Source organism: Anaerobacillus alkaliphilus, from assembly GCF_004116265.1.
Classification (GTDB): domain Bacteria; phylum Bacillota; class Bacilli; order Bacillales; family Anaerobacillaceae; genus Anaerobacillus; species Anaerobacillus alkaliphilus.
On sequence record NZ_QOUX01000042.1, the window covers coordinates 126,338 to 151,944 of the forward strand.

General features: G+C 37.4%; 26 protein-coding genes. 20 read left to right on the forward strand and 6 right to left on the reverse strand.

Features of this window, described 5'->3' with window-relative positions; genetic code table 11:
• Positions 1 to 11: 11 nt before the first annotated feature.
• The gene (locus DS745_RS13505) at positions 12 to 779 is read right to left on the reverse strand and encodes an ABC transporter permease (RefSeq protein WP_129078763.1); all 768 of its coding nucleotides are present in this window, start codon (positions 777 to 779) and stop codon (positions 12 to 14) included.
• Positions 712 to 1,560, reverse strand: coding sequence for an ABC transporter ATP-binding protein (locus DS745_RS13510; RefSeq protein WP_129078764.1), 849 nt, complete (start codon positions 1,558 to 1,560; stop codon positions 712 to 714). The genes DS745_RS13505 and DS745_RS13510 overlap by 68 nt, the downstream gene beginning before the upstream one ends.
• 392 nt (positions 1,561 to 1,952) lie before the next feature.
• On the opposite strand from DS745_RS13510, the gene DS745_RS13515 reads away from it, so the two are divergent.
• The 4 genes from DS745_RS13515 (at position 1,953) to pheA (ending at position 5,367) form a co-directional block, all read left to right on the forward strand.
• Positions 1,953 to 2,498, forward strand: coding sequence for a Spo0B C-terminal domain-containing protein (locus tag DS745_RS13515; protein WP_129078765.1), 546 nt, complete (start codon positions 1,953 to 1,955; stop codon positions 2,496 to 2,498).
• A gap of 42 nt (positions 2,499 to 2,540) precedes the next feature.
• Positions 2,541 to 3,824 carry a GTPase ObgE gene (gene obgE, locus DS745_RS13520; protein WP_129078766.1) on the forward strand — a complete coding sequence of 428 codons (1,284 nt, stop codon included), beginning with the start codon at positions 2,541 to 2,543 and terminating at the stop codon, positions 3,822 to 3,824.
• 181 nt (positions 3,825 to 4,005) lie between these two features.
• Positions 4,006 to 4,458: an ACT domain-containing protein gene (locus DS745_RS13525; RefSeq protein WP_129078767.1), complete on the forward strand. Its 453-nt coding sequence runs from the start codon at positions 4,006 to 4,008 to the stop codon at positions 4,456 to 4,458.
• A 24-nt stretch (positions 4,459 to 4,482) separates the two neighbouring features.
• Positions 4,483 to 5,367: a prephenate dehydratase gene (pheA, locus tag DS745_RS13530; RefSeq protein ID WP_129078768.1), complete on the forward strand. Its 885-nt coding sequence runs from the start codon at positions 4,483 to 4,485 to the stop codon at positions 5,365 to 5,367.
• A gap of 40 nt (positions 5,368 to 5,407) precedes the next feature.
• Here pheA and DS745_RS13535 read toward each other — a convergent pair whose 3' ends face one another.
• Both DS745_RS13535 and DS745_RS13540 read right to left on the reverse strand, forming a co-directional pair.
• Positions 5,408 to 5,959, reverse strand: a complete 552-nt coding sequence (locus tag DS745_RS13535; RefSeq protein WP_129078769.1) for a transcription repressor NadR — start codon at positions 5,957 to 5,959, stop codon at positions 5,408 to 5,410.
• A 14-nt stretch (positions 5,960 to 5,973) separates the two neighbouring features.
• Positions 5,974 to 7,098 carry an IscS subfamily cysteine desulfurase gene (locus DS745_RS13540; RefSeq protein ID WP_129078770.1) on the reverse strand — a complete coding sequence of 375 codons (1,125 nt, stop codon included), beginning with the start codon at positions 7,096 to 7,098 and terminating at the stop codon, positions 5,974 to 5,976.
• A 293-nt stretch (positions 7,099 to 7,391) separates the two neighbouring features.
• Between DS745_RS13540 and nadB the strand changes: the two genes are divergently transcribed.
• The 12 genes from nadB to yajC all read left to right on the forward strand — a co-directional run bounded on the left by nadB (position 7,392) and on the right by yajC (position 19,617).
• Positions 7,392 to 8,966 carry an L-aspartate oxidase gene (nadB, locus tag DS745_RS13545; protein ID WP_241657818.1) on the forward strand — a complete coding sequence of 525 codons (1,575 nt, stop codon included), beginning with the start codon at positions 7,392 to 7,394 and terminating at the stop codon, positions 8,964 to 8,966.
• 20 nt (positions 8,967 to 8,986) lie between these two features.
• Positions 8,987 to 9,820, forward strand: coding sequence for a carboxylating nicotinate-nucleotide diphosphorylase (gene nadC / locus DS745_RS13550; protein WP_129078771.1), 834 nt, complete (start codon positions 8,987 to 8,989; stop codon positions 9,818 to 9,820).
• Positions 9,821 to 9,894: 74 nt separating this feature from the next.
• The gene (gene nadA / locus DS745_RS13555) at positions 9,895 to 10,998 is read left to right on the forward strand and encodes a quinolinate synthase NadA (RefSeq protein ID WP_129078772.1); all 1,104 of its coding nucleotides are present in this window, start codon (positions 9,895 to 9,897) and stop codon (positions 10,996 to 10,998) included.
• Between the two features lie 259 nt (positions 10,999 to 11,257).
• The gene (gene safA, locus DS745_RS13560; protein WP_129078773.1) at positions 11,258 to 12,505 is read left to right on the forward strand and encodes a SafA/ExsA family spore coat assembly protein; all 1,248 of its coding nucleotides are present in this window, start codon (positions 11,258 to 11,260) and stop codon (positions 12,503 to 12,505) included.
• A gap of 142 nt (positions 12,506 to 12,647) precedes the next feature.
• A complete protein-coding gene (locus DS745_RS13565) occupies positions 12,648 to 14,081 on the forward strand; it encodes a YhcN/YlaJ family sporulation lipoprotein (protein WP_161568265.1) in 1,434 nt (477 codons plus the stop codon).
• Positions 14,082 to 14,254: 173 nt separating this feature from the next.
• Entirely contained in the window at positions 14,255 to 14,863 is a 609-nt protein-coding gene (locus tag DS745_RS13570; RefSeq protein ID WP_338324540.1) for a BofC C-terminal domain-containing protein, read from the forward strand.
• Between the two features lie 152 nt (positions 14,864 to 15,015).
• A complete protein-coding gene (gene ruvA, locus DS745_RS13575; RefSeq protein WP_129078775.1) occupies positions 15,016 to 15,624 on the forward strand; it encodes a Holliday junction branch migration protein RuvA in 609 nt (202 codons plus the stop codon).
• A gap of 133 nt (positions 15,625 to 15,757) precedes the next feature.
• Positions 15,758 to 16,756 carry a Holliday junction branch migration DNA helicase RuvB gene (ruvB, locus tag DS745_RS13580; RefSeq protein WP_129078776.1) on the forward strand — a complete coding sequence of 333 codons (999 nt, stop codon included), beginning with the start codon at positions 15,758 to 15,760 and terminating at the stop codon, positions 16,754 to 16,756.
• Positions 16,756 to 16,974, forward strand: coding sequence for a DUF2905 domain-containing protein (locus DS745_RS13585; RefSeq protein WP_129078777.1), 219 nt, complete (start codon positions 16,756 to 16,758; stop codon positions 16,972 to 16,974). The genes ruvB and DS745_RS13585 overlap by 1 nt, the downstream gene beginning before the upstream one ends.
• A 127-nt stretch (positions 16,975 to 17,101) precedes the next feature.
• On the forward strand, positions 17,102 to 18,145 hold the full coding sequence (queA, locus tag DS745_RS13590) for a tRNA preQ1(34) S-adenosylmethionine ribosyltransferase-isomerase QueA (protein ID WP_129078778.1): 1,044 nt from the start codon (positions 17,102 to 17,104) through the stop codon (positions 18,143 to 18,145).
• Positions 18,146 to 19,285 (forward strand): tRNA guanosine(34) transglycosylase Tgt, encoded by a 1,140-nt coding sequence (tgt, locus tag DS745_RS13595; protein WP_129078779.1) that lies wholly within the window; start codon positions 18,146 to 18,148, stop codon positions 19,283 to 19,285.
• A gap of 68 nt (positions 19,286 to 19,353) precedes the next feature.
• Positions 19,354 to 19,617, forward strand: coding sequence for a preprotein translocase subunit YajC (gene yajC / locus DS745_RS13600; protein ID WP_129078780.1), 264 nt, complete (start codon positions 19,354 to 19,356; stop codon positions 19,615 to 19,617).
• Between the two features lie 130 nt (positions 19,618 to 19,747).
• On the opposite strand, the gene DS745_RS13605 is transcribed toward yajC, so the two are convergent.
• The gene (locus tag DS745_RS13605; protein WP_129078878.1) at positions 19,748 to 20,107 is read right to left on the reverse strand and encodes a TIGR04086 family membrane protein; all 360 of its coding nucleotides are present in this window, start codon (positions 20,105 to 20,107) and stop codon (positions 19,748 to 19,750) included.
• Positions 20,108 to 20,325: 218 nt separating this feature from the next.
• Here DS745_RS13605 and DS745_RS13610 point away from each other — a divergent pair, with 218 nt between their 5' ends.
• Positions 20,326 to 21,612 carry an ArsB/NhaD family transporter gene (locus DS745_RS13610; RefSeq protein WP_129078879.1) on the forward strand — a complete coding sequence of 429 codons (1,287 nt, stop codon included), beginning with the start codon at positions 20,326 to 20,328 and terminating at the stop codon, positions 21,610 to 21,612.
• 374 nt (positions 21,613 to 21,986) lie between these two features.
• Complete coding sequence (locus DS745_RS13615) at positions 21,987 to 22,658, forward strand: DUF421 domain-containing protein (protein WP_129078781.1); 672 nt, start codon at positions 21,987 to 21,989, stop codon at positions 22,656 to 22,658.
• A 44-nt stretch (positions 22,659 to 22,702) separates the two neighbouring features.
• Here the strand turns inward: DS745_RS13615 and spoVB are convergent, their stop codons facing one another.
• Positions 22,703 to 24,277: a stage V sporulation protein B gene (gene spoVB, locus DS745_RS13620; protein ID WP_129078782.1), complete on the reverse strand. Its 1,575-nt coding sequence runs from the start codon at positions 24,275 to 24,277 to the stop codon at positions 22,703 to 22,705.
• A 153-nt stretch (positions 24,278 to 24,430) separates the two neighbouring features.
• Here spoVB and DS745_RS13625 point away from each other — a divergent pair, with 153 nt between their 5' ends.
• Both DS745_RS13625 and DS745_RS13630 read left to right on the forward strand, forming a co-directional pair.
• On the forward strand, positions 24,431 to 24,916 hold the full coding sequence (locus DS745_RS13625; RefSeq protein ID WP_241657819.1) for a COG2426 family protein: 486 nt from the start codon (positions 24,431 to 24,433) through the stop codon (positions 24,914 to 24,916).
• Between the two features lie 217 nt (positions 24,917 to 25,133).
• Complete coding sequence (locus DS745_RS13630) at positions 25,134 to 25,424, forward strand: post-transcriptional regulator (protein ID WP_129078783.1); 291 nt, start codon at positions 25,134 to 25,136, stop codon at positions 25,422 to 25,424.
• Positions 25,425 to 25,607: the final 183 nt, after the last annotated feature.

Below are 25,607 nucleotides of genomic sequence, written 5' to 3' on the forward strand. Positions count from 1 at the left end.
CTGCTATAAACTTACTTTGAGAGACCCCAACGAGTCATTACTTTTCTTTCAATAGGAGCGAAAATTAAATACTCTACAATTAATCCAATGACTGAGATTATGACCATAATGGCAATAACTAGGTCCATATTAAACATGTCTCTTGCATCAAGTAGTGTTCTACCTAATCCGCCACGGCCCAAAAGCTCCCCTGCCATTAATGCGCGCCAACCAAAAGCCCAAGCTAGACGAGCACCAGTTAAGGCAGCTGGAATTGAAGCGGGGATCATTACCTTCCAAACGAGTTCTGAGCCACTATAGCCCATGGTCCTGGCAGCTCTTATTAGTAATGGTGGGACGTTTTTGATACCCATGCGGACATTCATAGTCATGGCCCAAGTACCACCTAAAACAATAATAAAGATAATTGCTGTATTTCCTTGGCCAAAGAAGATCAGTGCAATTGGGAGCCAGACGATACTTGGTATTGATTGAAGCGCTATAACTAAAGAACCAAGAGTTTCGTCTGCAAGCTTTGATCGTCCTAATAGAATTCCTAATGAAACACCGATTATTAAGGCTAAAGCAAATCCGAAAGTAATCCTTTGTAAACTTGTAATTAAAGCACTACTTAAAATGCCAGTTTCAAAGAATCCTCTATATAATTGCACGACTGCGCCACTTGGCGAAGGGAAAAATCTCGTTTGGAGAAAGCCGAATTCTACATTTAGTCTATATATGCTCTCCCATATTGCGATTAGAGCCGTAAAGAAGACTAGCCTTCTTACTATTGTAGTCATCACCCATTTCCTCCTTCATTACTTTCTCAATCTCCCCAGCTAATAAGCTCATAATATCTTCTTCAATTTTTAGGAACTCTGGGGAAGAAGGTTTACGCGGTCTTGGAAGATCGACTTTAAATTCTTGAATAATACCACCGGGTCTTGTGCCCATTAAGACAATCCGATCTGAGAGAAGAACCGATTCACGAATATTGTGAGTTACAAAGATAATTGTTTTTCCTGTTTGTTCCCAAATGAATTGAACTTCTTTGTGTAACATCGAACGAGTTTGTTCATCTAATGCCCCAAACGGTTCATCCATTAATAGAATTTCAGGATCCATCGCAAGTGCTCTTGCAATCGATACTCGCTGCTTCATCCCACCTGATAATTCATGAGGATAAGATCCTACGAATTTACTTAAATGTACAAGTTTAAGATATTCAAGCGCTTTTTTCTCAGCAACTTCCTTGCTAAGTTTTTGCTTTTTAAGTCCAAACATGACATTTTCTAAGACGGTTAACCAAGGCATTAACGCCGCTTCTTGAAAAACGACACCACGATCAGGTCCAGGACCATTTATCTCTTTTGTTCCAATCGTCACAATTCCATTAGTTGCTTTGTCTAACCCAGCGATAATATTTAACAGTGTTGACTTTCCACAGCCAGATGGACCTAGTAGAGACAAAAACTCACCTTTTTTAATCGTTAGATTAATGTCATTGAAGACTGTAAACGTAGTATTTTCTTCTTTATTAGAAAACGTTTTTTCAACGTTCTTAATCGTAACGTGTTCCATATAAAAACCTCCAAACACATTAATAAGATAAAACATATATTTTTACTCGGAATTAAACTATTACTAGTATATGACGGATAGTGAAAACTGTCAATCATATAATTGCACCTAAAAAAACAGTGACAAAGGGATTTTTTTTTGGTTTATGGAGAAAATGTTGGTAAAAAACAATGAATTCGATTGTTTATTACTATTTTTATGATAACATATAGTGTAGCGCATAGACCGGAATATCTTGGTAGCAGTTAATTCTGGGTTGAATAATTTTCTACTCTTGTTTATTATGCTTTGTTGTCTAACAAGGCATTCTTTTTATAGGAAGTTTGTTTGGAAGGTAGAAAGGGTTTTGTTAATACAGGCAAAACTAAATCTAGTGGAAATAGGTGTTGGATATGAAAGAGGATCGAAATATCTTACAAATACTTCGACATTCTAGGCATGATTGGCTTAATGTCATACAGTTGATCAAAGGAAATCTTACTTTGAAGAAATATGATCGAGTCGAGGAAATTATACAAGAGATTGTAAATCAAACACAAAATGAAAGTAAGCTTTCGAATTTAAATATGCCTAAATTTGCAAGTGATCTATTAGTTTTCAACTGGGTAAACAAAAATCACTTTCAATTAGAGTTTGAGGTTATTGGTGATTGTGTCGATCTTCAATCATATGATGAAAGGCTATTACAATGGTTCATGGAATTTTCAAATCACTTAAACGAAAGCTGTGAGCGGTATGGAGAAAATCACCTACAATTAACAGTTGAGTTAATGGAAGAGGAACTTCCCCGCTTTACATTTGATTTCCATGGGAGTTTACAAGAAGTGGAAAAAATAAATAAATTTCTTGGAAACGAGCAGAATTGGAATGAACAGTTGCAATTAGTGGAATCTTATATTAATAAAGAAGAGTTTTATATAACAATTCAGTTAGTCTAACAGGCTAAGCTAACTGGATAATGATAATTTTGAGGTGAAAAGATGTTTGTAGATAAGGTTACAGTGTATGTTAAAGGTGGCGACGGTGGTAATGGAATGGTTGCATTCCGTCGTGAAAAGTATATTCCTGATGGTGGTCCCGCTGGTGGGGACGGTGGAAGTGGAGCAAATGTTGTCTTTGAGGTAGAGGAAGGTTTAAGAACATTAATGGACTTCCGCTATCAACGCCATTTCAAGGGTGACCGTGGCGAGCATGGAAGATCCAAAAGTCAACACGGCAAAAATGCTAGTGATTTTGTTATAAAAGTGCCTCCAGGGACGACAGTGATTGATGAAGAAACGAAGATAACGATTGCTGACCTAGTGAAACATGGACAAAGGGCCGTAATTGCAAAAGGTGGCCGTGGAGGTCGGGGAAACAGTCGCTTTGCAACTCCAACAAACCCAGCACCAGAAATAGCTGAGAATGGTGAACCAGGTCAAGAGAGAAATATCACGTTAGAATTAAAGCTTCTTGCTGATGTTGGCCTTGTTGGCTTCCCAAGTGTTGGGAAATCAACATTACTATCGGTTGTTTCGGCAGCAAGACCAAAAATTGCAGAGTACCACTTTACTACAATAAAACCTAATTTAGGTATGGTGGAAGTTGAAGAAGGCCGAAGCTTTGTTATGGCGGACTTACCGGGATTAATCGAGGGTGCTCATTTAGGAGTCGGATTAGGGCATCAGTTCCTAAGACATATTGAGCGGACAAAAGTAATTGTGCACGTTATTGATATGTCTGGCCTAGAAGGTCGCGATCCTTATGATGATTACGTAAAGATTAAACAAGAATTGAAAGAATATAATCTTCGTTTAACTGAACGTCCAGAAATTATCGTTGCAAATAAAATGGACATGCCAAGTTCAGAGGAAAACTTAACGTTATTTAAAGAGCAGCTAGGAGAAGATATTCCAATATTCCCAATTTCAGCTCTTACGAAACAAGGTTTGAGAGAACTAATTCTAGCTATTGCTGATAAAGTGGATGTTACTGGTGAATTTCCGCTTACTGAACCAGAAGAAGAAGAAAGTAGAATTGTTTATCGTCATGAAAGAGCCGAGGCTCCATTTAAAATTAGTAGGGATGATGATGGTGCATATGTTCTTTCTGGTGATGCATTAGAGAAGTTATTTAAAATGACTGATTTTAGCCGAGATGAGTCAGTACGTAGATTTGCTCGTCAAATGCGCGGGATGGGTGTTGATGAAGCACTTCGTGAACGCGGTGCAAAAGACGGAGACCTTGTCCGAATTATGAAGTTTGAGTTTGAATTCATTGAATAATTCTAAAAAAGCTACCTTCAAAGGTAGCTTTTTAATTACTAATTATGAATTTTGAATTGGAGAATTTAAAATACTTACATTAAAGCACTAAAATAATGTTCATAATTCATAATTGAATAGTTGTCAAAATAGTCTTGCAAATTTATAATGTAGTAATAGGAAATTTCAGGTGGTGTTGTCATTGTCGAAAAATAGTAGTGATGAATACTATTTGGTAAGGGCTGATATTTTGCCGGAAGCTATGCAAAAGACGTTAGAGGCAAAAGCCCTACTAGATAGTGGAAAAGTGAAAAAAATAAATGAAGCTGTTCAAGCAGTGGATTTAAGTAGAAGTGCTTTTTATAAATATAAGGATGGGATTTTCCCTTTTCATACAATGGTGAAGGAGAAGATCATTACTCTTTCAATACATCTTGAAGACCGTTCTGGGACACTATCACGCTTACTGTCAGTTGTTGCTGAAGCGGGTTCGAACGTATTAACGATCAATCAAACAATTCCGCTTCAAGGTCGTGCAACCATCACGTTATCCATTGAAACAGCTTCAATGAGTATTGGGATTGATCAGTTGGTTAAACAAATTCAACATCTTGATGCAGTGGAGAAAGTAGAGTTAATTGGATCAGGTGCTTAGGTTAGGACCAGGAAGGAGAACAGGATGAACAAAATTGCTTATTTAGGCCCGAAAGGAACCTTTACTGAAGTTGCTGCAAAAGCTGTGTTTCCTAATGATAAACGTGTTCCCTTTTCTTCAATTCCTGATTGTATGGATGGTGTTGCAAAAGGACTTGTAGAGTTTGCAGTAGTTCCGATTGAAAATGCTATTGAAGGCTCGGTCAATCTCACGTTAGATTATTTAATTCATAACCAAAAGCTACTAATTCATGGTGAGGTTATCGTACCAATAGAGCAGCATTTACTCGTACACAAGAACCATGTTTCGAAATGGACAAAAATTGAGAAGGTGTACTCGCATCCACATGCAATTGCTCAATGTCATCAATTTTTACGAACAACATTACCAAATGCAAGCTCAGAGTATATGAATTCAACAGGTGCAGCAGCAGAGTTTGTTGCTAACCATCCAGAGCTGCCTATCGCTGCGATCGGCAATCTTTTAGCGGCCGATCAATATGATTTGGAGATTGCTCAACAGAAAATACACGATTACGAAAATAATCATACTCGTTTTGTTATTTTGAAAAGTGATGAAAGTGACTTTACTACTCAATCGCCATTTTATACTGGAGATAAAACTACACTTATGGTTACCTTACCTGCGGATTACCCAGGTGCGCTTCATCAAGTATTGTCAGCGTTCGCTTGGAGAAAACTAAATTTATCAAAGATAGAGTCAAGACCAATGAAGACTGGTTTAGGAAACTATTTCTTTGTCATAGATGTAGCTATGAAAATGGACGATGTTTTAATTCCAGGAGTAATGGCTGAATTAGAAGCACTCCAATGTCAGGTAAAGCTATTAGGTAGTTACCCATGTTTTTCACTATCAAAAAAGTTTAGTGAGGTTAAAATAAAATCATAAAACAGCTAGGATAGCAGTCCTAGCTGTTTTTGTTTTTTTCCTAACTATCCTCTGCTTTTAACAAGAAGCCTGCTTCCTCTAACGCTTGGCAGATTTCCTCAAGTATACTTATATTTCTTGCTTCTATCGTATGAAGATGAACCCCATCCGTGAGTTGAGACAACAGTGCTGCTTTTGTTGTTGCCATTCTTGTAATAAACTCTTTGACATCTCGGCGATTTCGAAGCATAAGTGATGCAGTTAAATCTCCGTATACGGGGTGTTCTACAACTACATCCTTAACAATGCCTCCAAAATCAACGATGATGTTCAACTCATCTTCTGTTTGCTCGGGAAGATGCTTGCAGGCAACAACCTTTGATACAAAATTCGTCTTTGTTTGTTCTTTCATGTACACATACCCTTGAGCGGTTGCTAAGATTGGGTAGTTTCGCGCTTTAAGAAGTGAGATGTCTTGAACAATTACTTGTCGACTTACATTTGTCTTAGAGGCTAAATGGGTACCGGTAATTGGTTGTTCCTTATCCATAAGCCATTTAAGGATTAGTTCTCTTCGTTCTTCTCCTAATATTTTTTTAGATTGTTGCTTCATTCGCTTGCCCCCTATTACTGAAAGAATTCCTTCACAGTTGCTTCAATAGCTGCTGCTGTTCTTTCTATATGTTCTTCCGTCGTTTGTTTTCCCATGGAAATACGAATTAATTCTGTTGCAGCTTCTTTTATGTAACCTAGTTGGAGCATCGTTTTCGAAGCATTTTGTTCGCCAACTTTACATGCAGTACCAGTAGAAATGGCTATATTTTTCTGATTAAGTTGTAACATGACCCATTGCCCTTCTATTCCATGGATTTGAAGTGACAGATGGTGAGCTAATCGATTTGAGCTGTGGCCGACAAGACTATAAGAGATATTCTTTCCCGATAGTCTTTGAAGCAATAGCTGACTTAATTTCTTAAGGCGAATAGCTTCATGATCTTGATATTTAACAATTTCTATTGCAGCTTCGGCAAAGCTTGCAATTGCTGGTACGTTTACAGTTCCTGCCCTAAATCCTTTTTCGTGTGAAGTATTTGGTATAATTGGTTTCCAGTTTACATGAGGAGAGATATATACTGCTCCAACACCCTTTGGACCATATATTTTATGGCTAGATAGGGAAATGCTATCTAGATTTAGAGCTTTGACATCAACAGGAATCTTTCCAAATGATTGAACGCAATCACTATGAAACAGGATGTTATGTTGTTTTAAGAATAAACCAATTTCAGCTATACTTTGGATAGTGCCTATATCCGAGTTAGCATGTCCAATTGAAACGAGTATGGTATTCTCTTTAATCTCATCCTTTAATTTTGAGATGGATACTAAACCTTCACGGTCTACGTCTAAAAAGGTCACGTCAAATCCTTCTTCTTCTAGTTGTAGAAAAGTATTTAAAACTGAAAAGTGTTCAATGCTTGTAGTGATAATATGGCCCTTTTTTCCCTTAACAAGTGACTTAATTGCCAAGTTGTTAGAGTCAGATCCACCTCCTGTAAAGTAAACCCCACTTGCTTCCCCGTTAATACAGTTAGCGATAGCTGTTCTTGATTGTTCAAGCAAGCTGTTAGCCTTTGATCCTTCGTCGTGTAAACTACTAGGGTTTCCGAAGAAATTCTTGGATGCCTTTGTAAAAACTTCTAACGAACGTTCTGACATTGGTGTTGTGGCACAATAATCTAAATAAATCATGAAAGTCCCCCTGAATGTTTTATCAGAAATTCATAAAATTTTAATTAATACTTTAATTTTTTCACATTTTATGCGCATTAGTAAAGTTTGGAGTAATAACCTGATAAAAAAAGTCTTGTCACTAGTTTAAAAGTATGTAAATATAGGTGTCAAGACAGTTGTGTATTTAGTCTGTATAATTGTAACTAATGACCAACTTAGTAGTCAGTGGTAGTCTCACTTTGCATTTAGAATAGTATTCACCTAATACTCATAAAAAGTTGTTTAGTTTCCTTTATGAAAGGGGGATAAGCATGGATATTAAAAAAGCAGATGTTTTAATAGTCGGCAGTGGGCTTGCAGGCTTAATGACTGCAGATTACCTTTGCAACGACAAAAATGTGATACTTATCACAAAGTCGGAATTAAATCATAGCAATTCATGGCTTGCACAAGGTGGGATTGCTGCTGCAATAAACAAGGAAGATCATTGGCATCACCATTACCATGATACGGTTATGGCAGGAGTGTTTCATAATCGGAAAGAAACGACCGAATTACTTGTGAAACATGGAACTAGATTAATTAAAAGACTAATAGATGCTGGAGTATCATTCGATAAAAATGAAAATAATGAACTGGCTTTAGGTATGGAGGGAGCTCATGGCAAAAGGAGAATTCTCCATGCAGGCGGGGATTCAACTGGAAAAGTGATTGTGGAAGCCATTATGGCTAGAGTCTTGCCAAATATAACGGTTTATGAAAACGAAATGGCATATGATTTGTTCGTAGAGAATGGAGTTTGTCACGGTGTCTTTACTAAAGATACAGATGGAAATCCTAGGTTGTTTAAAGCTGATCACGTTATTTTGGCTACAGGTGGTGTCGGTCAACTGTATTCGGCTACCTCAAACTGCTTAGAAGCTACAGGCGATGGAATTGCTATGGCGTATCGAGCAGGTGCAAGTCTGGCAGATATGGAATTTGTTCAGTTCCACCCAACGTTACTTATGAATGGTGAGAGTAGTTGTGGTCTAGTTTCAGAAGCAGTTCGTGGCGAAGGAGCTCGTCTTGTTACAGAAGATCGTGTTCCTTTAATGACTGGAAAGCATCCAATGGAAGACTTAGCTCCTCGTGATGTTGTTGCAAGAGAAATCTTTCAAGCGAATTTGGCTCATAAAAAAGTATATCTTGATATTTCCAATGTTTGTAATTTTAAAGTTCGGTTCCCATCTATTCATAAAATGTGTGTTAGTACTCCTGAGATTTTAGAGACGGGATTATTACCTGTTCAGCCTGGAGCCCATTTTATTATGGGGGGAATTAAAGTTGATACTGAAGGACGCTCCTCGGTTCAAAATTTATATGCAGTAGGCGAATGTGCCTATACTGGGGTACACGGTGCGAACCGCTTAGCTAGTAACTCATTGTTGGAGGCTATTGTTTTTGCTGAACGACTCTCATCTGCAATATTAACAGCTAAAACTTACAATCATTGTGAACAACCTCCAATAAGTCTAAGTTCTAACCCAACAGTAAAACTTCCTTCTAAGCAGGAGATCCAGGAAGTCATGGATCGGTATGTTGGAATTAATAGAGACCACAATGGGTTAGAAAAAGCTGTACAATGGTTCCAACAATTTGAATCAATAATAGATGGAAAGAACCACTTTCACTTAACAGGGAATGAAAAAGTGATCTCTAATATGTTGACAGTAGGACTATTAATATCAAAAGCAAGTTTAATGAGAAATGAGAGTCGTGGCGGTCATTTTCGTGTAGATTACTCAAAATCAAATGACATTGAGTGGTATGGAAATAGAATCATTCATAGAACTGGTGAAATGTATCGTGAACAGTTCTTGGAACCTTCTGAAATGATCTGCTGAAAATAAAGGAGAGTCTATTCATGAATAAATTGAAATTAAACAATCTTCTTAGTTCGTTTTTTGAGGAAGATATTGGCTTTGGTGATCTAACAAGCGAATCTATTTTTAATGAAAAAGATTGTGGCTTTGGAGTTTTTATCGCTAAGAGCGAGGGAGTTTTTTGTGGAATTGATATTATCAAACAAGGTTTTAATATATTAAACGATCGAATTTCGATTGACTTTCATGTAGAAGATGGATCTATCGTAAAAAAAGGTGACAAAATCGCTACAGTAGAAGGTCCAGTTATTTATCTCCTAACTGGAGAACGTGTAATCTTAAATCTCATTCAGAGAATGAGTGGCATTGCTACAGTAACTAAGCAAGCAGTAACGAACGCGAATAGCACGCATACAAAAATCTGTGATACACGAAAAACTACCCCAGGGCTGAGAATGGTCGAAAAATATGCGGTCGCTTGCGGTGGTGGCTTCAATCATCGTTTTGGCCTTTTTGATGCAGTGATGATTAAAGATAATCATATTGCAGCGGCTGGTGGAATTGAAAAAGCTGTAGATAAGGTTAGAAAGAAGTTAGGTCATACGGTAAAAGTTGAAGTAGAAACAGAGTCTCGTGAAGATGTACTGGCTGCTGTAAAAGCAAAGGCAGACATTATTATGTTTGATAATCGTACACCAGAAGAAATCGTACAATTGCTAGAGCTAGTACCCGAAGGTATAGTGACAGAAGCTTCCGGTGGGATAACGATTGATAATGTAGCGAGTTATGCGGCTACTGGTGTGGATTACATTTCACTAGGTTTCCTAACACATTCGGCAAAAGCGTTAGATATTAGTTTTAATATTGAAGTTTAATAAAGTTTAATAAATGATGTTGACCAAAACGATTACTCAAAAAATTTACATTCACATTGAGAGGGGTTGGACCAATGAGCATTTTAGAAGCAATGAATGACCAACTGACTATACCAGAACGATATAAAACATTGTCCGTGGAGGAAATGGAAGCTAGGATTATTGAAATAAAAAATAAATTTGGAACACGCTTGTACATCCCGGGCCACCATTATCAGAAAGATGAGGTTATTCAATTTGCTGATGATACAGGAGATTCTCTAAAGCTTGCGCAACTTTCAGCAAATAATAAATCAGCTGAATATATCGTTTTCTGTGGAGTTCACTTTATGGCGGAAACTGCTGATATTTTGACAAACGAAAACCAAAAAGTTTTATTACCAGATATGAGGGCAGGCTGCTCTATGGCTGATATGGCTAACCTTGAGCAGACTGAAAGATCTTGGGTAAAATTACAAGAGTTGTTCGGTGATACGATGTTGCCGTTAACTTACGTAAATAGCACAGCTGCAATTAAAGCTTTTGTAGGGAAGTATGAGGGTGCTACTGTAACTTCTTCTAATGCCAAAAAGATGGTTGAATGGGCATTTACACAAAAGGAACGAATTTTCTTTCTGCCAGATCAACATTTAGGGCGGAATACTGCATTTGAATTAGGTATTCCACTAGATGCTATGGCTGTTTGGGATCCTCACACAGAACAACTTGAATACACTGGAGAATTAACAGATATAAAGGTAATTTTATGGAAAGGTCATTGTTCAGTTCATGAAAAGTTTACAGTTGAAAACATTGAACAAATGAGAAGTGATTATCCTGGTATTAATATTATTGTTCATCCAGAATGCAGTCATGAGGTAGTTCAGTTGGCGGATTATGCTGGTTCAACTAATTATATAATTGATAAGTTAAATGAGGCTGAACCTGGTAGTATCTGGGCTGTTGGTACAGAAATGAATTTAGTAAAAAGGCTAGGGCAAGTTCACAACGATAAAAAGGTTCTTTCATTAAATCCTAATATGTGTCCATGTTTAACCATGAATCGAATTGATCTTCCACATTTATTATGGTCATTAGAAAGCATTGAAAATGGTGCACCGATCAATCAAATTTCTGTAGATAAAGACATTGCTTATCATGCTGTTTTGGCAGTAAATCGTATGCTTGATAGAGCGTAATTAAAAATATGACACCAAGGGTGTCATTTTTTTTGTCTTAGTTCGTCCTAAAATAAGTTGGAATTAACCTTAATAAAGTAGACATAAGTTAGTTTAGTATAGGATATTTTTTAAATTTTTCTCAAATAAATTCAGGGTAGTTTGGTTATATCTTCCTTTATTATCGCATAAATTGTGCTGAAGGACTTTATTGAACGGTGGCATGTAACATATGAATATATGCTATTGCTGAAGAATTAGCTTAGGGAGGGAACATGACGTGAAAATTCATATTGTTCAGCAAGGAGACACATTGTGGAAGTTGGCAAAGAAGTATGATGTTGATTTCGAGCAATTAAAAGCTGTTAATAATCATTTAAGTAATCCGGACGTCATCATGCCAGGAATGAAGATAAAAATTCCTGCTGCTGGTGTACCGGTAAAAAAACAAGCGGCTAAGAAAGAAGAACCGGTAAAAGAACTACAACCTAAGGAAGCACCAATTGTAAAAGAAGCTCCTGTTAAAAAAGAAGAATATAAAATTCCAGCACCACCACCTGCACCACCAGTGCAACAGCCGATTCAAGTTCAACCAATTCAACAACCAGTTACGCAACAACAATATTTACATCATATGAATATGAACTTTAATGTATATAAACCACAGGTTCCACCTGCACCTGTTGAAAAGCCATTACCGCCAAAATTACCTGAGATCAAGGAATTACCTAAAATGGAAAAACCAAAGCCTATGGTTCCTCCGCCTCTACCAAAAAAGGAAATGCCAATGCCAAAGCCAATGCCTAAACCGGTAGAAAAACCGGTAGCAGCTCCAATTGCACAAAAACCGGTAGCAGCTCCAACGGCACAAAAACCTATGTATCAGATGCCGGTCCAACAAGACTGTTACCCAATTACTGGAGTTATGCCTGGATGTGCGCCATATTCTCCAGCGATGTACCAACCTGGATGTGCGCCATATTCTCCAGGAATCTTCCAACCAGGATATCCACAGTATCCAGGAATGGCACCAATGGGTTATCAGGCACCACCACCAATGGGAGGCTTCGGAGCACCAACAATGCCTGGATATCAAGGCATGATGCCGCAAATGCCTGCATACCCTACTCAAATGCAACCAGGGCAGTTTGCACCTCCAGGCATGATGCCACCATCGCCTATGGGATTTGATGACGATCATGATGATGATGCGGTATCACCAACCGTCCCTAGTGGGACAGCTCAAGTTCCACCTATGCAGGTTCCGCAAAGTCAACCATGGAGTATGCCGAATAACCAAGGGCTATATGGAGATATTACAATGCAGCAGCCAATGATGCAGCAGCAACCAATGATGCAACAACCAATGATGCAACAACCAATGATGCAACAACCTATGATGCAACAACAACCAATGATGCCGCAAGGTCAACCATGGGGGTATCAACCACAGCCAATGTATCCACAACAATTTTCACCTTATCCAGGACAGCAGTCAAGAGATGAGGAAGATGAGGATAAGGAATAAGTTTTATTGAGAAGCCAACTAAAGTCATCTTTAGTTGGCTTTTAGCTTTATAACCAACAAAATTCCCCCATTCTTCCTAGATATAACAGATTAATTTGACATGAAGAATGACAAATTAACTGTGAAAGGAGGAATACAACCAATGAAAAAAATTGCGATTACATTATCAGCAGCAACACTTTTACTAGGTGGTTTAGTTGGATGTGGTGTTGATCAACAAGGCACAACAGGACAAGGTGGCGTAAACCAACGAGGTTTTGGTTACCATGCAACTGAACAGCAACAAGACGCTGGATTTACAGGTCAACGTGCAGGTGAAGGTCCAATTACTGATATGTTTACCCGTGATGACCGTCGAGGAGCTAGAGGCTTTGGGAGAGATGTACGTCAGCCAGCTACTGGTTTAGCAGGAGATAGAGCTGGAACAAGAGGAACTGGTCAAGGAACAGGTTTATTTGGTGGTAATGCAGGCAGAGGTGGAATGACAGGCCAAGGAACAGGTTTATTTGGTGGAAATAGAGGAACAACAGGCTTTGGAGCTGGTGGTGGAGCTGGCATGACAGGTCACGGAGCAGGAACAGGCTTTGGAGCTGGTGGTGGAGCTGGCATGACAGGTCACGGAGCAGGAACAGGCTTTGGAGCTGGTGGTGGAGCTGGCATGACAGGTCATGGAGCAGGAACAGGTCTAGGAGCAGCAGGTAGACATGGGCTAACAGATCATGGACTTGGTACAGGAGCTGGGACTGGTGGAGTTGGCTTAGGTGCTGATGTTGGAAGACGAGGTATGACAGGTCATGGTACTGCAGCTAGCCCAGGCTGGCAAGGTGAAACAGGTTATACTGGTGGAACTCGAGGGTTAGGAGCAGGTTTAGGTATGAGAGGACATACAGGCTTAGGTGTTGGTAACCGAGCTGGTATGACAGGTGCTGGTCATGGACAAGCGTTCGGTGCTGGTGACCAACGTGGAGCTGGTATTGTAGGTAATCGACCAGGATATGTTGACGACCGTGGAATCCTAAGAGAACGTGCAGGAAATAGAGCAGGATTTGGTGGTTTAGGCCACGCAGGAAGAACAAACATGGGTCAACATGGGACAGGTACACAAGGCCTTGGTAGACAAGGTATGCATGGAACACAGGGCACACATGGTTTTGGTAGAAATGGTGCCAATGGTCGTGCTGGTGATCGAGTAGTACCAGGAACTGGAATGAGTGAATTCGCTTACCCAGACGGGTATGATAAGACAACTGTTAGAGATTACACAACTCGACTTGCGGATGTGGAAAATGTGAACGACTCACGCGTAATCGTTCATGGTAACAGAGTATTAGTTGGTGTTGATGCTGATCGTCAAAATGCACAACGTGCAGAACAGGATATTCGTCAAAGGCTAAGAGGAATGACAGGAGACCGTGAAGTTATCGTAGTAACTGAACGAGATCGTTATAATCAAATTCGAACTGCTGACGATAGACTTCGTGCAGGGGAACCTTTTGAAGAGGTTGGAGCAACAATTAATGACATGTTCCATGATTTTGGAAGAGCTATTCAACGTCCGTTTGAACGTTCTAGATAAAACTAATTAAATATTCAAAGAGGCTAGATGGCTAGCCTCTTTGTTTTTTATTTATCGAATGTCTGTAAAAAATAGGATAAATGGATAAAATTCTTTGTGATTGGCGATAATATTCATAGCCATGCATAAAGTTTTTTTATTATGGACTATTGTAAGTGGTGGTGGTTATACTTATGAAGTTGTTGTTAGGAAAACGCAAGTTATTGGGACTAATAATAATCATGTTAATTAGTAGTAGTTTTTTGTTTATATATGGAAACCATCAATCTAAAACTCAAACGACTGCCTTCGATATTCCCATCATGAGGGAAACAAATAAAGGCAAAATTGTAACTACAGTGCAGGTAATGGCCAAGCCATATCAAGTCATGGGTCCTAAAAGTGTTCAGGTAATCTTAGAGAGAATTTATCTTGATGGAGAAATTAGTGAAGAGATTGTTGAAGAAACAATTTTATCTATGGAAGATTTTTGGGCAGAGTACGCTGATTGGAATTTAATTGATCAAGATGAAGCTAAGGTTGTATTTCAACAGAAAGTTGACGACATATCTCCACTATTAAAAATTAATGGTTATTTCGGTATATCAGAGGATGGTATCCTAAATATTTATGAAGGGAAACCGTCAGATGAAAAAGTGATCCAGTCGTTTTTTCAAATAAATATGAAAAAACTTAAAAGTCATCAACAACAAGAGCTAGAAAATGGTATACCAGTATTGTCTAGAGATCGTTATGAAGAAGTCCTAAAAATGTACAAGAAGTATGCAAAACATGAGATGTAATAATAAGGAAGGCTGACTTAACAGTGTTGGATACACGTAAGTCAGCCTTATTTCTAATTAGGACATCCTTAATATCTTGTCCAGATAGACATTTATGGTAAAATGAATAAATAGAAATAGATGTTCGGCTTTTAAGGAGAGGAGAGGTTTTTGTGATAGAGTTTGTAAAAGGTTTTGTAAACTATATTGATCCACAATATATCGTTATTGAGGTTAATGGGATTGGATACCAAATAATTTGTGCCAATCCATTCGCCTATAATGTCGATCACTCGTCAGAAATAACAGTGTATACGTATCAGTATGTTAGAGAAGATGCATTGAAGTTATACGGGTTCCGTTCTAGAGATGAACGAGCTTTGTTTGAGAAGTTATTAAACGTATCGGGCATAGGTCCTAAGGGAGCTCTAGCTATATTAGCAACTGGACAGCCACAACAGGTAGTAAATGCTATTGAAGAAGAAAACGAAGCGTTTTTAACAAAGTTCCCTGGAGTTGGGAAAAAGACAGCTCGTCAAATGATCTTGGACTTGAAGGGTAAATTAGCTGATTTTATGCCAAGTTTAGTAGGTCCATTATATGAGTTGAAGACTGAAGCAAAGGAAAAATATCCACGAGAATTAGAAGACGCAATCGAGGCTCTTCAAGCCCTAGGCTATGTAGAGAGAGAGATTAAAAAAATTGCTCCTAAATTGGCTGAGGAACAGTTGTCTACGGATCAATATATAAAAAAGGCACTACAATTACTACTGAAATTATAAGAGCAATACTTATTAAATTAGTTTTGAATTTCAATATTTTGTGTAAAAATCGGCTTTTGGGATTTTTACGAAAGCAACAAACTTTGCGTAAACAGCCAATTATAAAGTAGTTGTTTTCTCAGGAGGTTAAATTATGGAAGAGAGAATGGTTTCAGCTGAGGTGCAACAGGAAGAAGAAAGTCTTGAAAACCAACTTAGACCTCAATTTCTTACTCAATATATTGGGCAAGAAAAAGTAAAAAATAATTTAAAGGTGTTTATTGAAGCGGCTAAGATTAGAAACGAAGCTTTAGACCATGTGTTGTTGTACGGGCCCCCTGGGTTAGGGAAAACCACACTCGCAACAATAATCGCTCACGAAATGAACGTGCAAATCCGAACTACTTCCGGACCTGCCATTGAAAGGCCAGGGGATTTAGCGGCAATATTGACTGCTTTAGAGCCTGGGGATGTATTGTTCATAGACGAGATTCACCGATTAAATCGTGTGGTTGAAGAAGTGCTTTATCCAGCTATGGAAGATTTTTGCTTAGATATTGTCATCGGAAAAGGTCCGACGGCTAGGTCTGTTCGTTTAGATTTACCACCATTTACCTTAGTAGGAGCAACAACAAGAGCTGGACTTTTATCCTCGCCATTACGTGATCGTTTTGGTGTGTTATCACGTTTAGAGTATTATACGAATGATGAACTCAGGAACATAGTCACAAGAACTGCTGAGGTCTATCAAGTTGAGATTGAGGATCAAGCCAGTATAGAAATAGCAAGACGTTCACGTGGCACACCGCGAATTGCTAATCGGCTTTTAAGAAGAGTACGTGATTTTGCGCAGGTTAAAGGCACGGGAACAATTGATGTTGAATTAGCTGTCAACGCCTTAGAAAGGCTACAAGTCGATCCACTTGGATTGGATCATATTGACCACAAACTCCTTAAAGGAATTATTGATAAATTTCGCGGAGGGCCTGTCGGGTTAGATACAATAGCAGCTACAATTGGTGAAGAGTCACATACGATTGAAGATGTTTATGAACCATATTTATTACAAATTGGTTTTTTACAACGGACTCCTAGGGGCAGAATGGTAACGTATAAAGTATACGAACATTTTAAAATGGAGGTTCCAGAATAATGCCAAATATACCAAAATTGCTGATAACATTAGGAATTGTCTTAATTATATTCGGAGCATTATGGCAAGTAGGTGGAAAATACATTTCCTTAGGCAAGTTGCCAGGAGATATTTTTGTAAAAAAAGGAAATACAACATTTTATTTTCCTATTGTCACTTCAATTGTTTTAAGTATAGTAATATCGTTAATCCTATATATAGTCGGCCGTTTCCGGTAAATATTTACTTGTCATTATTCTATAGCTTATGTATGCTTATATAGTTTCGGGTAGAAAATGTAGAATAATGTCCTTTTAAAAGTATGTTGCTACCGTTAAGTATTTATAGAAAAAGGTGAACTAATAGATGGAAGTAAAAGATTTTGATTTTGATTTACCTGAAGAACTTATTGCTCAAACACCATTAAAAGATCGAACTGCATCAAAACTAATGGTGTTACACTCAAAAACAGGTGAAATAATGCACAGAACTTTCTCAGATGTCCTCGAGTATTTAAACGAGGGAGATTGTCTTGTCTTAAATGATACAAGAGTGTTACCAGCAAGGTTATATGGTGTTAAAGAAGATACTGGGGCGAATATTGAATTTTTGTTGCTCAAGCAATTGGAGAATGACCAATGGGAAACTCTAGTAAAACCTGCAAAGCGAGTGAAAAAAGGGGCTATCATATCTTTTGGTGATGGGCGTCTTAAAGGCACATGTATTGAGGAATTGGATCATGGAGGACGAATTATTGAATTTCAATATGAAGGCATCTTTCATGAGATTCTAGACTCTCTTGGTGAAATGCCGTTGCCACCATACATAACGGAACAGTTAGAGGATAAAGAGCGGTATCAAACTGTCTTTGCGAAACACAGTGGTTCGGCTGCAGCACCAACAGCAGGTCTTCATTTCACTGAAGAGCTATTAGAGAGCATCGCAGCAAAGGGTGTAAATATTGTTTATATTACACTGCATGTAGGACTAGGAACTTTTCGTCCAGTGAGTGTAGAAGATATTGAAGAACACGAAATGCATGCGGAATTTTATCAGATGACAAGAGAGACTGCAGAAGTATTAAACAATGCCAAAAGTACTGGTAAAAAGATAATTACAGTAGGGACGACATCAACCAGGACGTTAGAAACCATTGCCCATGCAAACGATGGTAACTTTACTGAAAGCTCAGGTTGGACTAGCATTTTTATCTATCCTGGGTTTGAGTTTAAAGCCATTAACGGATTAATTACGAATTTTCACTTGCCGAAGTCAACATTAATTATGCTTGTGAGTGCACTTGCTGGTAGAGAGCATACATTGCATGCTTATAAAGAAGCCGTAAAAGAAAAATATCGCTTTTTTAGCTTTGGAGACGCAATGTTGATTGTAGAAGGGAGCAATAACTAGATGGTAGCAGTTCGCTATGAACATATTAAAACTTGTCGACAATCAGGAGCTCGACTTGGAAGGGTCCATACCCCGCATGGAACGTTTGAAACACCAATTTTTATGCCTGTAGGGACATTGGCAACAGTAAAGACAATGAGTCCAGAGGAACTTAAAGAAATTGGTTCGCAAATAATATTAAGTAATACCTATCATCTATGGCTTCGACCTGGTCACGAGATAATTAAAGAGGCAGGCGGACTTCATAAATTCATGAACTGGGATCGTCCGATTTTAACAGATTCCGGAGGGTTTCAAGTATTTAGTTTAAGTGCACTTCGTAAAATTGAAGAAGAAGGTGTTACGTTCCGAAATCACTTGAGTGGAGAAAAACTCTTTTTAAGTCCTGAGGGAGCTATGGAAATACAAAATGCACTGGGTTCTGATATTATGATGGCATTTGACGAGTGCCCTCCTTATCCTGCAACATATGAGTACATGCTAAAATCAGTAGAACGTACTAGTAGGTGGGCAGAGCGTTGTTTAGAAGGCCATAAACGTCCTAATGACCAAGGCTTATTTGGTATTGTTCAAGGTGGAGAGTACGAAGATTTACGTAAGAAGAGTGCTCAGGACCTAGTTTCTTTAGATTTTCCGGGTTATGCAGTTGGGGGACTTTCTGTAGGAGAACCAAAAGATGTTATGAACCGTGTGCTAGAGTTTACGACACCGCATTTACCAACAGATAAGCCACGTTATTTAATGGGGGTAGGATCGCCAGACGCTTTAATTGACGGAGCAATTCGTGGGATTGATATGTTTGATTGTGTATTACCAACTCGTATTGGTAGAAACGGAACTTGTATGACAAGCACAGGAAGACTAGTTGTAAGAAACGCAAAGTATGCCCGAGACTTCAGACCATTAGATGAAAACTGCAGCTGTCATGTATGTAAGAATTACACTAGAGCTTACATTCGACATCTTGTAAAATGTGACGAAACGTTCGGATTTAGATTAACCTCTTACCATAATCTATATTTTTTGTTAAACTTAATGGAGCAAGTACGAGAAGCTATTCGACAAGATCGACTTTTAGATTTCCGTGAAGAGTTTTTTGAAATGTATGGTTTTAATAAACCAAATGCAAAAAACTTTTAAATTTATAAAATAAAAGGGATAATGGAGTTTATGCGAGAATTTTATTATATGAAAGGGGTGAAACATACATGGACTTTTTTACAGCGATATTACCTTTAGTATTTATGTTTGCGATTTTTTACTTCCTACTAATCAGACCTCAGCAAAAACGTCAGAAGAAGATTCAGCAAATGCATGCTGATCTTAAAAAGGGAGATAAAGTCATTACTATTGGTGGTCTTCATGCAACAATTGATGCAATTGATGAAGACAGAGTTATCCTATTAGTAACTGATAACAAAAAATTAACTTTTGACCGTAATGCCATACGTGAAGTAGTTAATCCAGACTAGTACATAGGCAAGAAGAAAAGGAATTCCATTAGGAATTCCTTTTCTTCTTGCAATTATGAATTGATAAGATATTTTGCTTCGAAGCGAAACAAAAACAATTCAAAATTCATAATTCAGCATTGACAATTAATTAAACCATTCTTGAATTCCTAACTACATTAACACCAAAAATTCCACCAATGATGGCAGCTAGGATGAAACCACCATGGAATAAATATTGTTCCATTGTAAATGTGGCGTTATAACCTAAGTATTGGACCAAGAATACGAGCAACGAATACAATAAACCCGTACCAGCTCCAACCATCCACCCTTTTTGTTTTGATTTACCTCCTGAGACAAATCCGCCTACCAGTAAAGCTAGAAATGTTAAAATCATTATTACCCAGCTGAACGATGTCTCTGTTAAGGCTGTAAACCTTAGAAGTAATGAGATGATAAAACTTACTGAAAGAATTATTCCTAGAATTGTTACTAAACCGTAGACCATGGAAGTTAAAATACCTCTATTCTCCAAGTCGTTTTCCCCCTTTTTAAGCCTGTTTTTTCGCCTACTAAAGCTTATTCACACTTGTACAAAAATAGAATTATTTTTTTGGACAGCATTTTTTAGGGGAAGGACTCTGTTAGATACGGTTTTCAAGGCTTCTAAATAAGACAACCTCTTCATACAATGTATTAATGGACAGGACATGAAAGGGGATTATGATGCAATTAACCTTTGCCTTTATCATATTCATTGTAAGTTATGCATTAATTATTTCTGAAAAATTAAACAGAGCATTAGTAGCATGTCTTGGTGGAGTACTAATGCTATTTTTTGGTGTCTTAGATTTAGATGCGGCCTTTATACATCATATAGACTGGCACACAATTACCTTGTTATTATCCATGATGATATTAGTTTCAATCACTAGTCAAAGTGGTCTCTTTGAGTACATAGCAATCAGCGTAGCAAAAAAAGTAAAAGGTAGACCTATTCCTTTATTAATTGTTATTTCAATAATTACTGGCCTTGGTTCAGCTTTTCTAAATAATGTCACTACTGTATTGTTAATTGTTCCAATTGTACTGACACTTACAAAGTTACTAAACATCTCGGCCATCCCATACCTACTTATGACAATCCTCGCTTCTAATATTGGTGGCACAGCGACATTAATTGGAGATCCGCCAAATTTAATGATTGGTCAAGCAGTTGAACATTTAAATTTTAATGCATTTTTAATACACTTAGCTCCAGTAGTAATCATTATTTTTGTTGTTGTTATGTTCGGAATGATAAAGTTCTATGGGAAAAAAATGCAAGTGACAGAGGAAAACAGAGGCAAGCTTATGAAGGTTGAGGAATTAAAATACTTAAAGAATAAACCTTTACTTTTTAAATCAGTAATTGTACTTTTACTTACCATTTTAGGTTTTATTATTCAGCCAATTTTAAAAGTAGAGTTGACCAGTGTCGCAATGGCAGGAGCATTGTTATTATTGCTTCTCACTTATGAAGAACAACAAGTCGAGGAAGTCTTTAAGTCAGTTGAATGGGTGACATTGTTTTTCTTTATTGGACTGTTTATGCTTGTTGGTGGCCTTAAAGAAGTTGGAATTATTGATGAAATTGCAAAGTCAATTATCTATTATACGGATGGTGATATTCCAAAAACTGCTATGTTAATGCTTTGGGCGTCAGGGATATTATCGGGATTCGTAGATAATATTCCATTTGTAGCAGCGATGATTCCTGTTATACTTGAATTTCAAAACTATGGGATGACTAACTTAGATCCACTATGGTGGGCACTTGCACTTGGAGCATGTTTAGGTGGAAATGCTACATTAATTGGTGCAACTTCTAATGTTATTGTAGCAGGATTAGCAGTCAGAGCTAAACAAGGTTTTAGCTACATGGAGTTTTTAAAAGTTGGAGCTCCAGTAGCATTGGTTTCCTTTATCATTTCTAGTATTTATATCTATTTTCGATATTTAATATTTTTTTAATATGCCGGGGTGACCGGCTTTTTTATTTGGAAAGGCTGTTTTCGCAAAGTTTGTTGCTTTCGTAAAAATCCCAAAAGCCGGATTTTTACACAAATTACTAAGAATTTACTACTAATTTAGTAAGTACTGCTCTTTTCTTACATAATTTTTTTTGGCTGATATCTTCATCTAGGGTTTTTTTCGATTATTTAGGATAAAAAGCCACAATGTTTACGAAAAGAGCCTTTGGGAAAAAGCTGATGACATTCCTTACTCTTTTTTTCCAGTTACTTTAACCAATTTTTTAAGCGGAAATGGGTCAAACTAATGGAAATTAGGTAAAGCAACGCAATTTTTGTTTGGTCGTTAAACTAGTAGAGGGGGGCGATCATTGCGTGGATTATTCAACGATTATCTTACGGACGGTGCTTATTTACTTCATCATTCTACTCATCTTACGTTTTATGGGTAAAAGGGAGATAGGTCAGCTTTCAGTTTTGGACTTTGTTGTATCCATTATGATCGCAGAACTCGCAGTTATCTCAATTGAAAATATTAAAGTACCGATGATGAATACAATCGTTCCTATTCTGGTATTGTCAATTATTCAAATAACATTAGCATGGGTGTCTTTAAAAAGTGAAAACCTGAGGAAAATGATTGATGGTAAACCATCAGTTTTAATTAGCAGGGGGAAAATTGATGAGGAAGAAATGCGGAAACAGCGTTATAATTTTGATGATTTATTAGTTCAGCTAAGACAAAGTAATATACGAAGTGTTTCCGATGTAGAATTTGCCATATTGGAACCCTCTGGGAAGTTATCTGTAATTGAAAAGACCGCGCAAGAAAAGGAAGATCCAGATTATGCCTCAAAAGTTAATTTACCTTTACCTTTAATTCTTGACGGGAAAGTTAAAGATGAGCATTTAGAAGAGATTGGCAAAACATCACTATGGTTAAGGCAAGAACTAAGAAAGTTGGGCTACAAGGACTTAAAGAAAATTTCATATTGTTCTTTGAATGATAATCAAACATTCTTTGTAGACGTAAAGGATGAAAAATAAGAAGCATTGGATTTTTGCTAATCCAATGCTTCTTTTGTTTTGTTTTATTTTTTGCTGATTATTAATTTTGATAATGGAATCCCTAAAAACGGAACACGTCTCATTTCATCTTTTCGAATAAGACCAAAAATCATGAGGATAAATACATAAACGATACTTACGATAGTTATCGAAATTAACGTCTTAACTAATAAGGATTGATTTAAGAAGGCATTATTGTATAAGAAGAAGGCTAACCAGCCGCTAAGAATAATCGCTATAAACCCTTTTAAGAACTCACGCACGTGTATAGTAAAGGAGATGGTCTTTACTAAAGTCGCGAAGTGAAGCAGTGTAACAAGAACAAAACCGGCAACGATCGCTAATGCGGCTCCCATAATTCCTAATTCTGGTCGTGATGCTAATACAAATACCGCAGATATTTTAACAACGGCTCCAATTAAACTATTGATCATTGCAGCCTTGGCAAGATTTAACGCTTGTAATGCTGCTTGAAGTGGTCCTTGGAAGTACAAGAAAATACTAAAAGGGGCCATTATTTTGATATAAGTGGCTACCGTCGGTGCATCATACATTAAACTCATGATTGGAACAGCAAATACATAGAGAATAACACAGGATATTCCACCGGAAACTAGCGCTAAGCGCAAAGCCTGGTCAAGTCGATGATGAATTAACTTATATTGTTTTCCTGCGGCAGCTTCACTTATAGCAGGTACAAGCGATACCGATAACGAATATGTAATAAAAGTCGGTAAGAATAGTAATGGAATAGCAAATCCAGCTAATTCACCGTATTGTTTTGTCGCAAGAACTGTCGTAACACCTGCAATTGCTAAACTTTGAGAAACAACAATTGGTTCAAAAAAGAAGGAAATGGAACCAATTAAGCGGCTTCCTGTTGTCGGTAAGGCTACAGCCATTAAGTCCTTAAAGGTGCGATTACCTTCTCTTAGACTTCCAAAGAAATTCTTTCTAATCTTAATTCTTTTCTTCGTCTTAAACATAAATAACATGTAAAGTAGTGACGCAAGCTCACCGATGACAACGGAAATCATAGCTCCAGCAGCGGCATATTCAATACCATATGGTAAAAATGCCTTTGTAAGAACTGCTACTAAAGTAATTCTTACAACCTGTTCAATAACCTGAGAGTATGCGGAGGGCCTCATGTTCTGTCTGCCTTGGAAATAGCCCCTGAGGACTGATGATAAGGCAACGATAGGGACGATTGGAGAAATTGCCACTAATGGGTAAAATGCCCTTGCGTCAGTTAGGAAATATTTTGATATAATTGGAGCAAATGCAATCATTCCAAAAGTAAAGATGATACTTAATGTTCCTGTAGTAGCTAAAGCCACCACTAAGATTTGTTTTATCTTTTTACGATTATTTACGGCTTCAGCTTCAGCGACTAGCTTTGATATCGCTACAGGTAACCCGATTTGCGTAATGGTTATTACGAGTAATAGAGTAGGTACTGCCATGGAATACAAGCCAACGCCTTCGGCTCCCATAATACGAGCTACTACTATTTTATTTACAAATCCTAAGATTTTTACTATTAATCCAGCTAAAATCAATATAAATGCACCTTGCAAAAAACTCTGTCTACTCAAGACTACCCCTACCTTCTAAAAAATAATGGATATTTTCCGTAATTATTTATATGCTTAATAGGGGACAAAGCATGACAAGTTATATTAAATTAGATTGTATATTCCAATTTTTATACTTTTCTTTACTACATTACATAAAAAGGAGCGTTTTCTTTGAAAGAGAGTTTTCAAAATTTTTTAGTTGAGAATTTAAGTTTTCTTCCGCCAGAAGTAATCGTAATCGTAATTTCAGCAATGCCAATTTTAGAATTAAGAGGAGGAATACCTTTTGCTTTTTTAGCAGGTCTGTCGTATAGTGAGGCATTGTTTTATAGTATTCTAGGAAACTTACTTCCTATTATCCCAATACTAATTTTATTTCGACCTTTAAGTACATTTTTTATGAGGTTTCCAATCTATAAAAGCTTTTTTGACTGGTTATACAATCGTACAATGAACAAAAGTGCTAACGTAGAAAAGTTTGGTGCCCTAGGATTAATATTATTTACTGCCGTGCCGCTACCAACAACAGGTGCGTGGTCGGCTTGCTTAGCGGCAATTCTTTTCTTTATTCCGTTTCGTGCAGCCTTTTTAGCGATAGCAACAGGTGTAATTATTGCAGGTGTTGGAGTAAGTCTATTTGTTTATTCAGTCTTTTAAATGGATGTTTTCGCAAAGTTTGTTGCTTTCGTCAAAATCCCAAAAGTCGGATTTTTACACAAAATACTTAGAATTCACAACTAAATTAGTAAGTATTGCTCTTTTCTTACATAATTTATTGGCTAATGTAACCGCAGGAGCAATGTTTTTTTGTGCGACGAGTAACCGCAGGAGCAAAGTTTACGAAAAGAGCCTTAAAAATAAAGGAGGGGCCCATATGGAAGAAAAACAACAGTTTGAGGTTTGGAAAGAGGATGTACAACCTGCATTAACTAGCAAGGTAGAAGAGTTTCATATGTTGGGGTATGACCGTGCAACAGAGGAAGAGCTATGGGAGTGTGTCATTGCTAAACTACGAAGAGAAAAAAAACTTGTACAAATCCACTACTTAGTTAGTAGTATCTTAACCCTTAAAGCTACTGATTATATGACCTGGCTAACTGTTGGAGCATATAAAGCGCCCAACTGGTTTTCTTCCGATGAAGAGTTGGTATTTGGAGGAAATTAGAAATTGGAATTTCTATGAATGAAATTGACAGTATAAACATTGCATCAGTATAATTGTAATATTGTAATTATGGACAAGCATTTTTAATTGTGAATTATTACTATTGTATTATTGAAGAAGCGATTAAAAGCTTTTAAAATTAAAAACTCAATTCATAATTCATAATTCACAATTCATAATTGC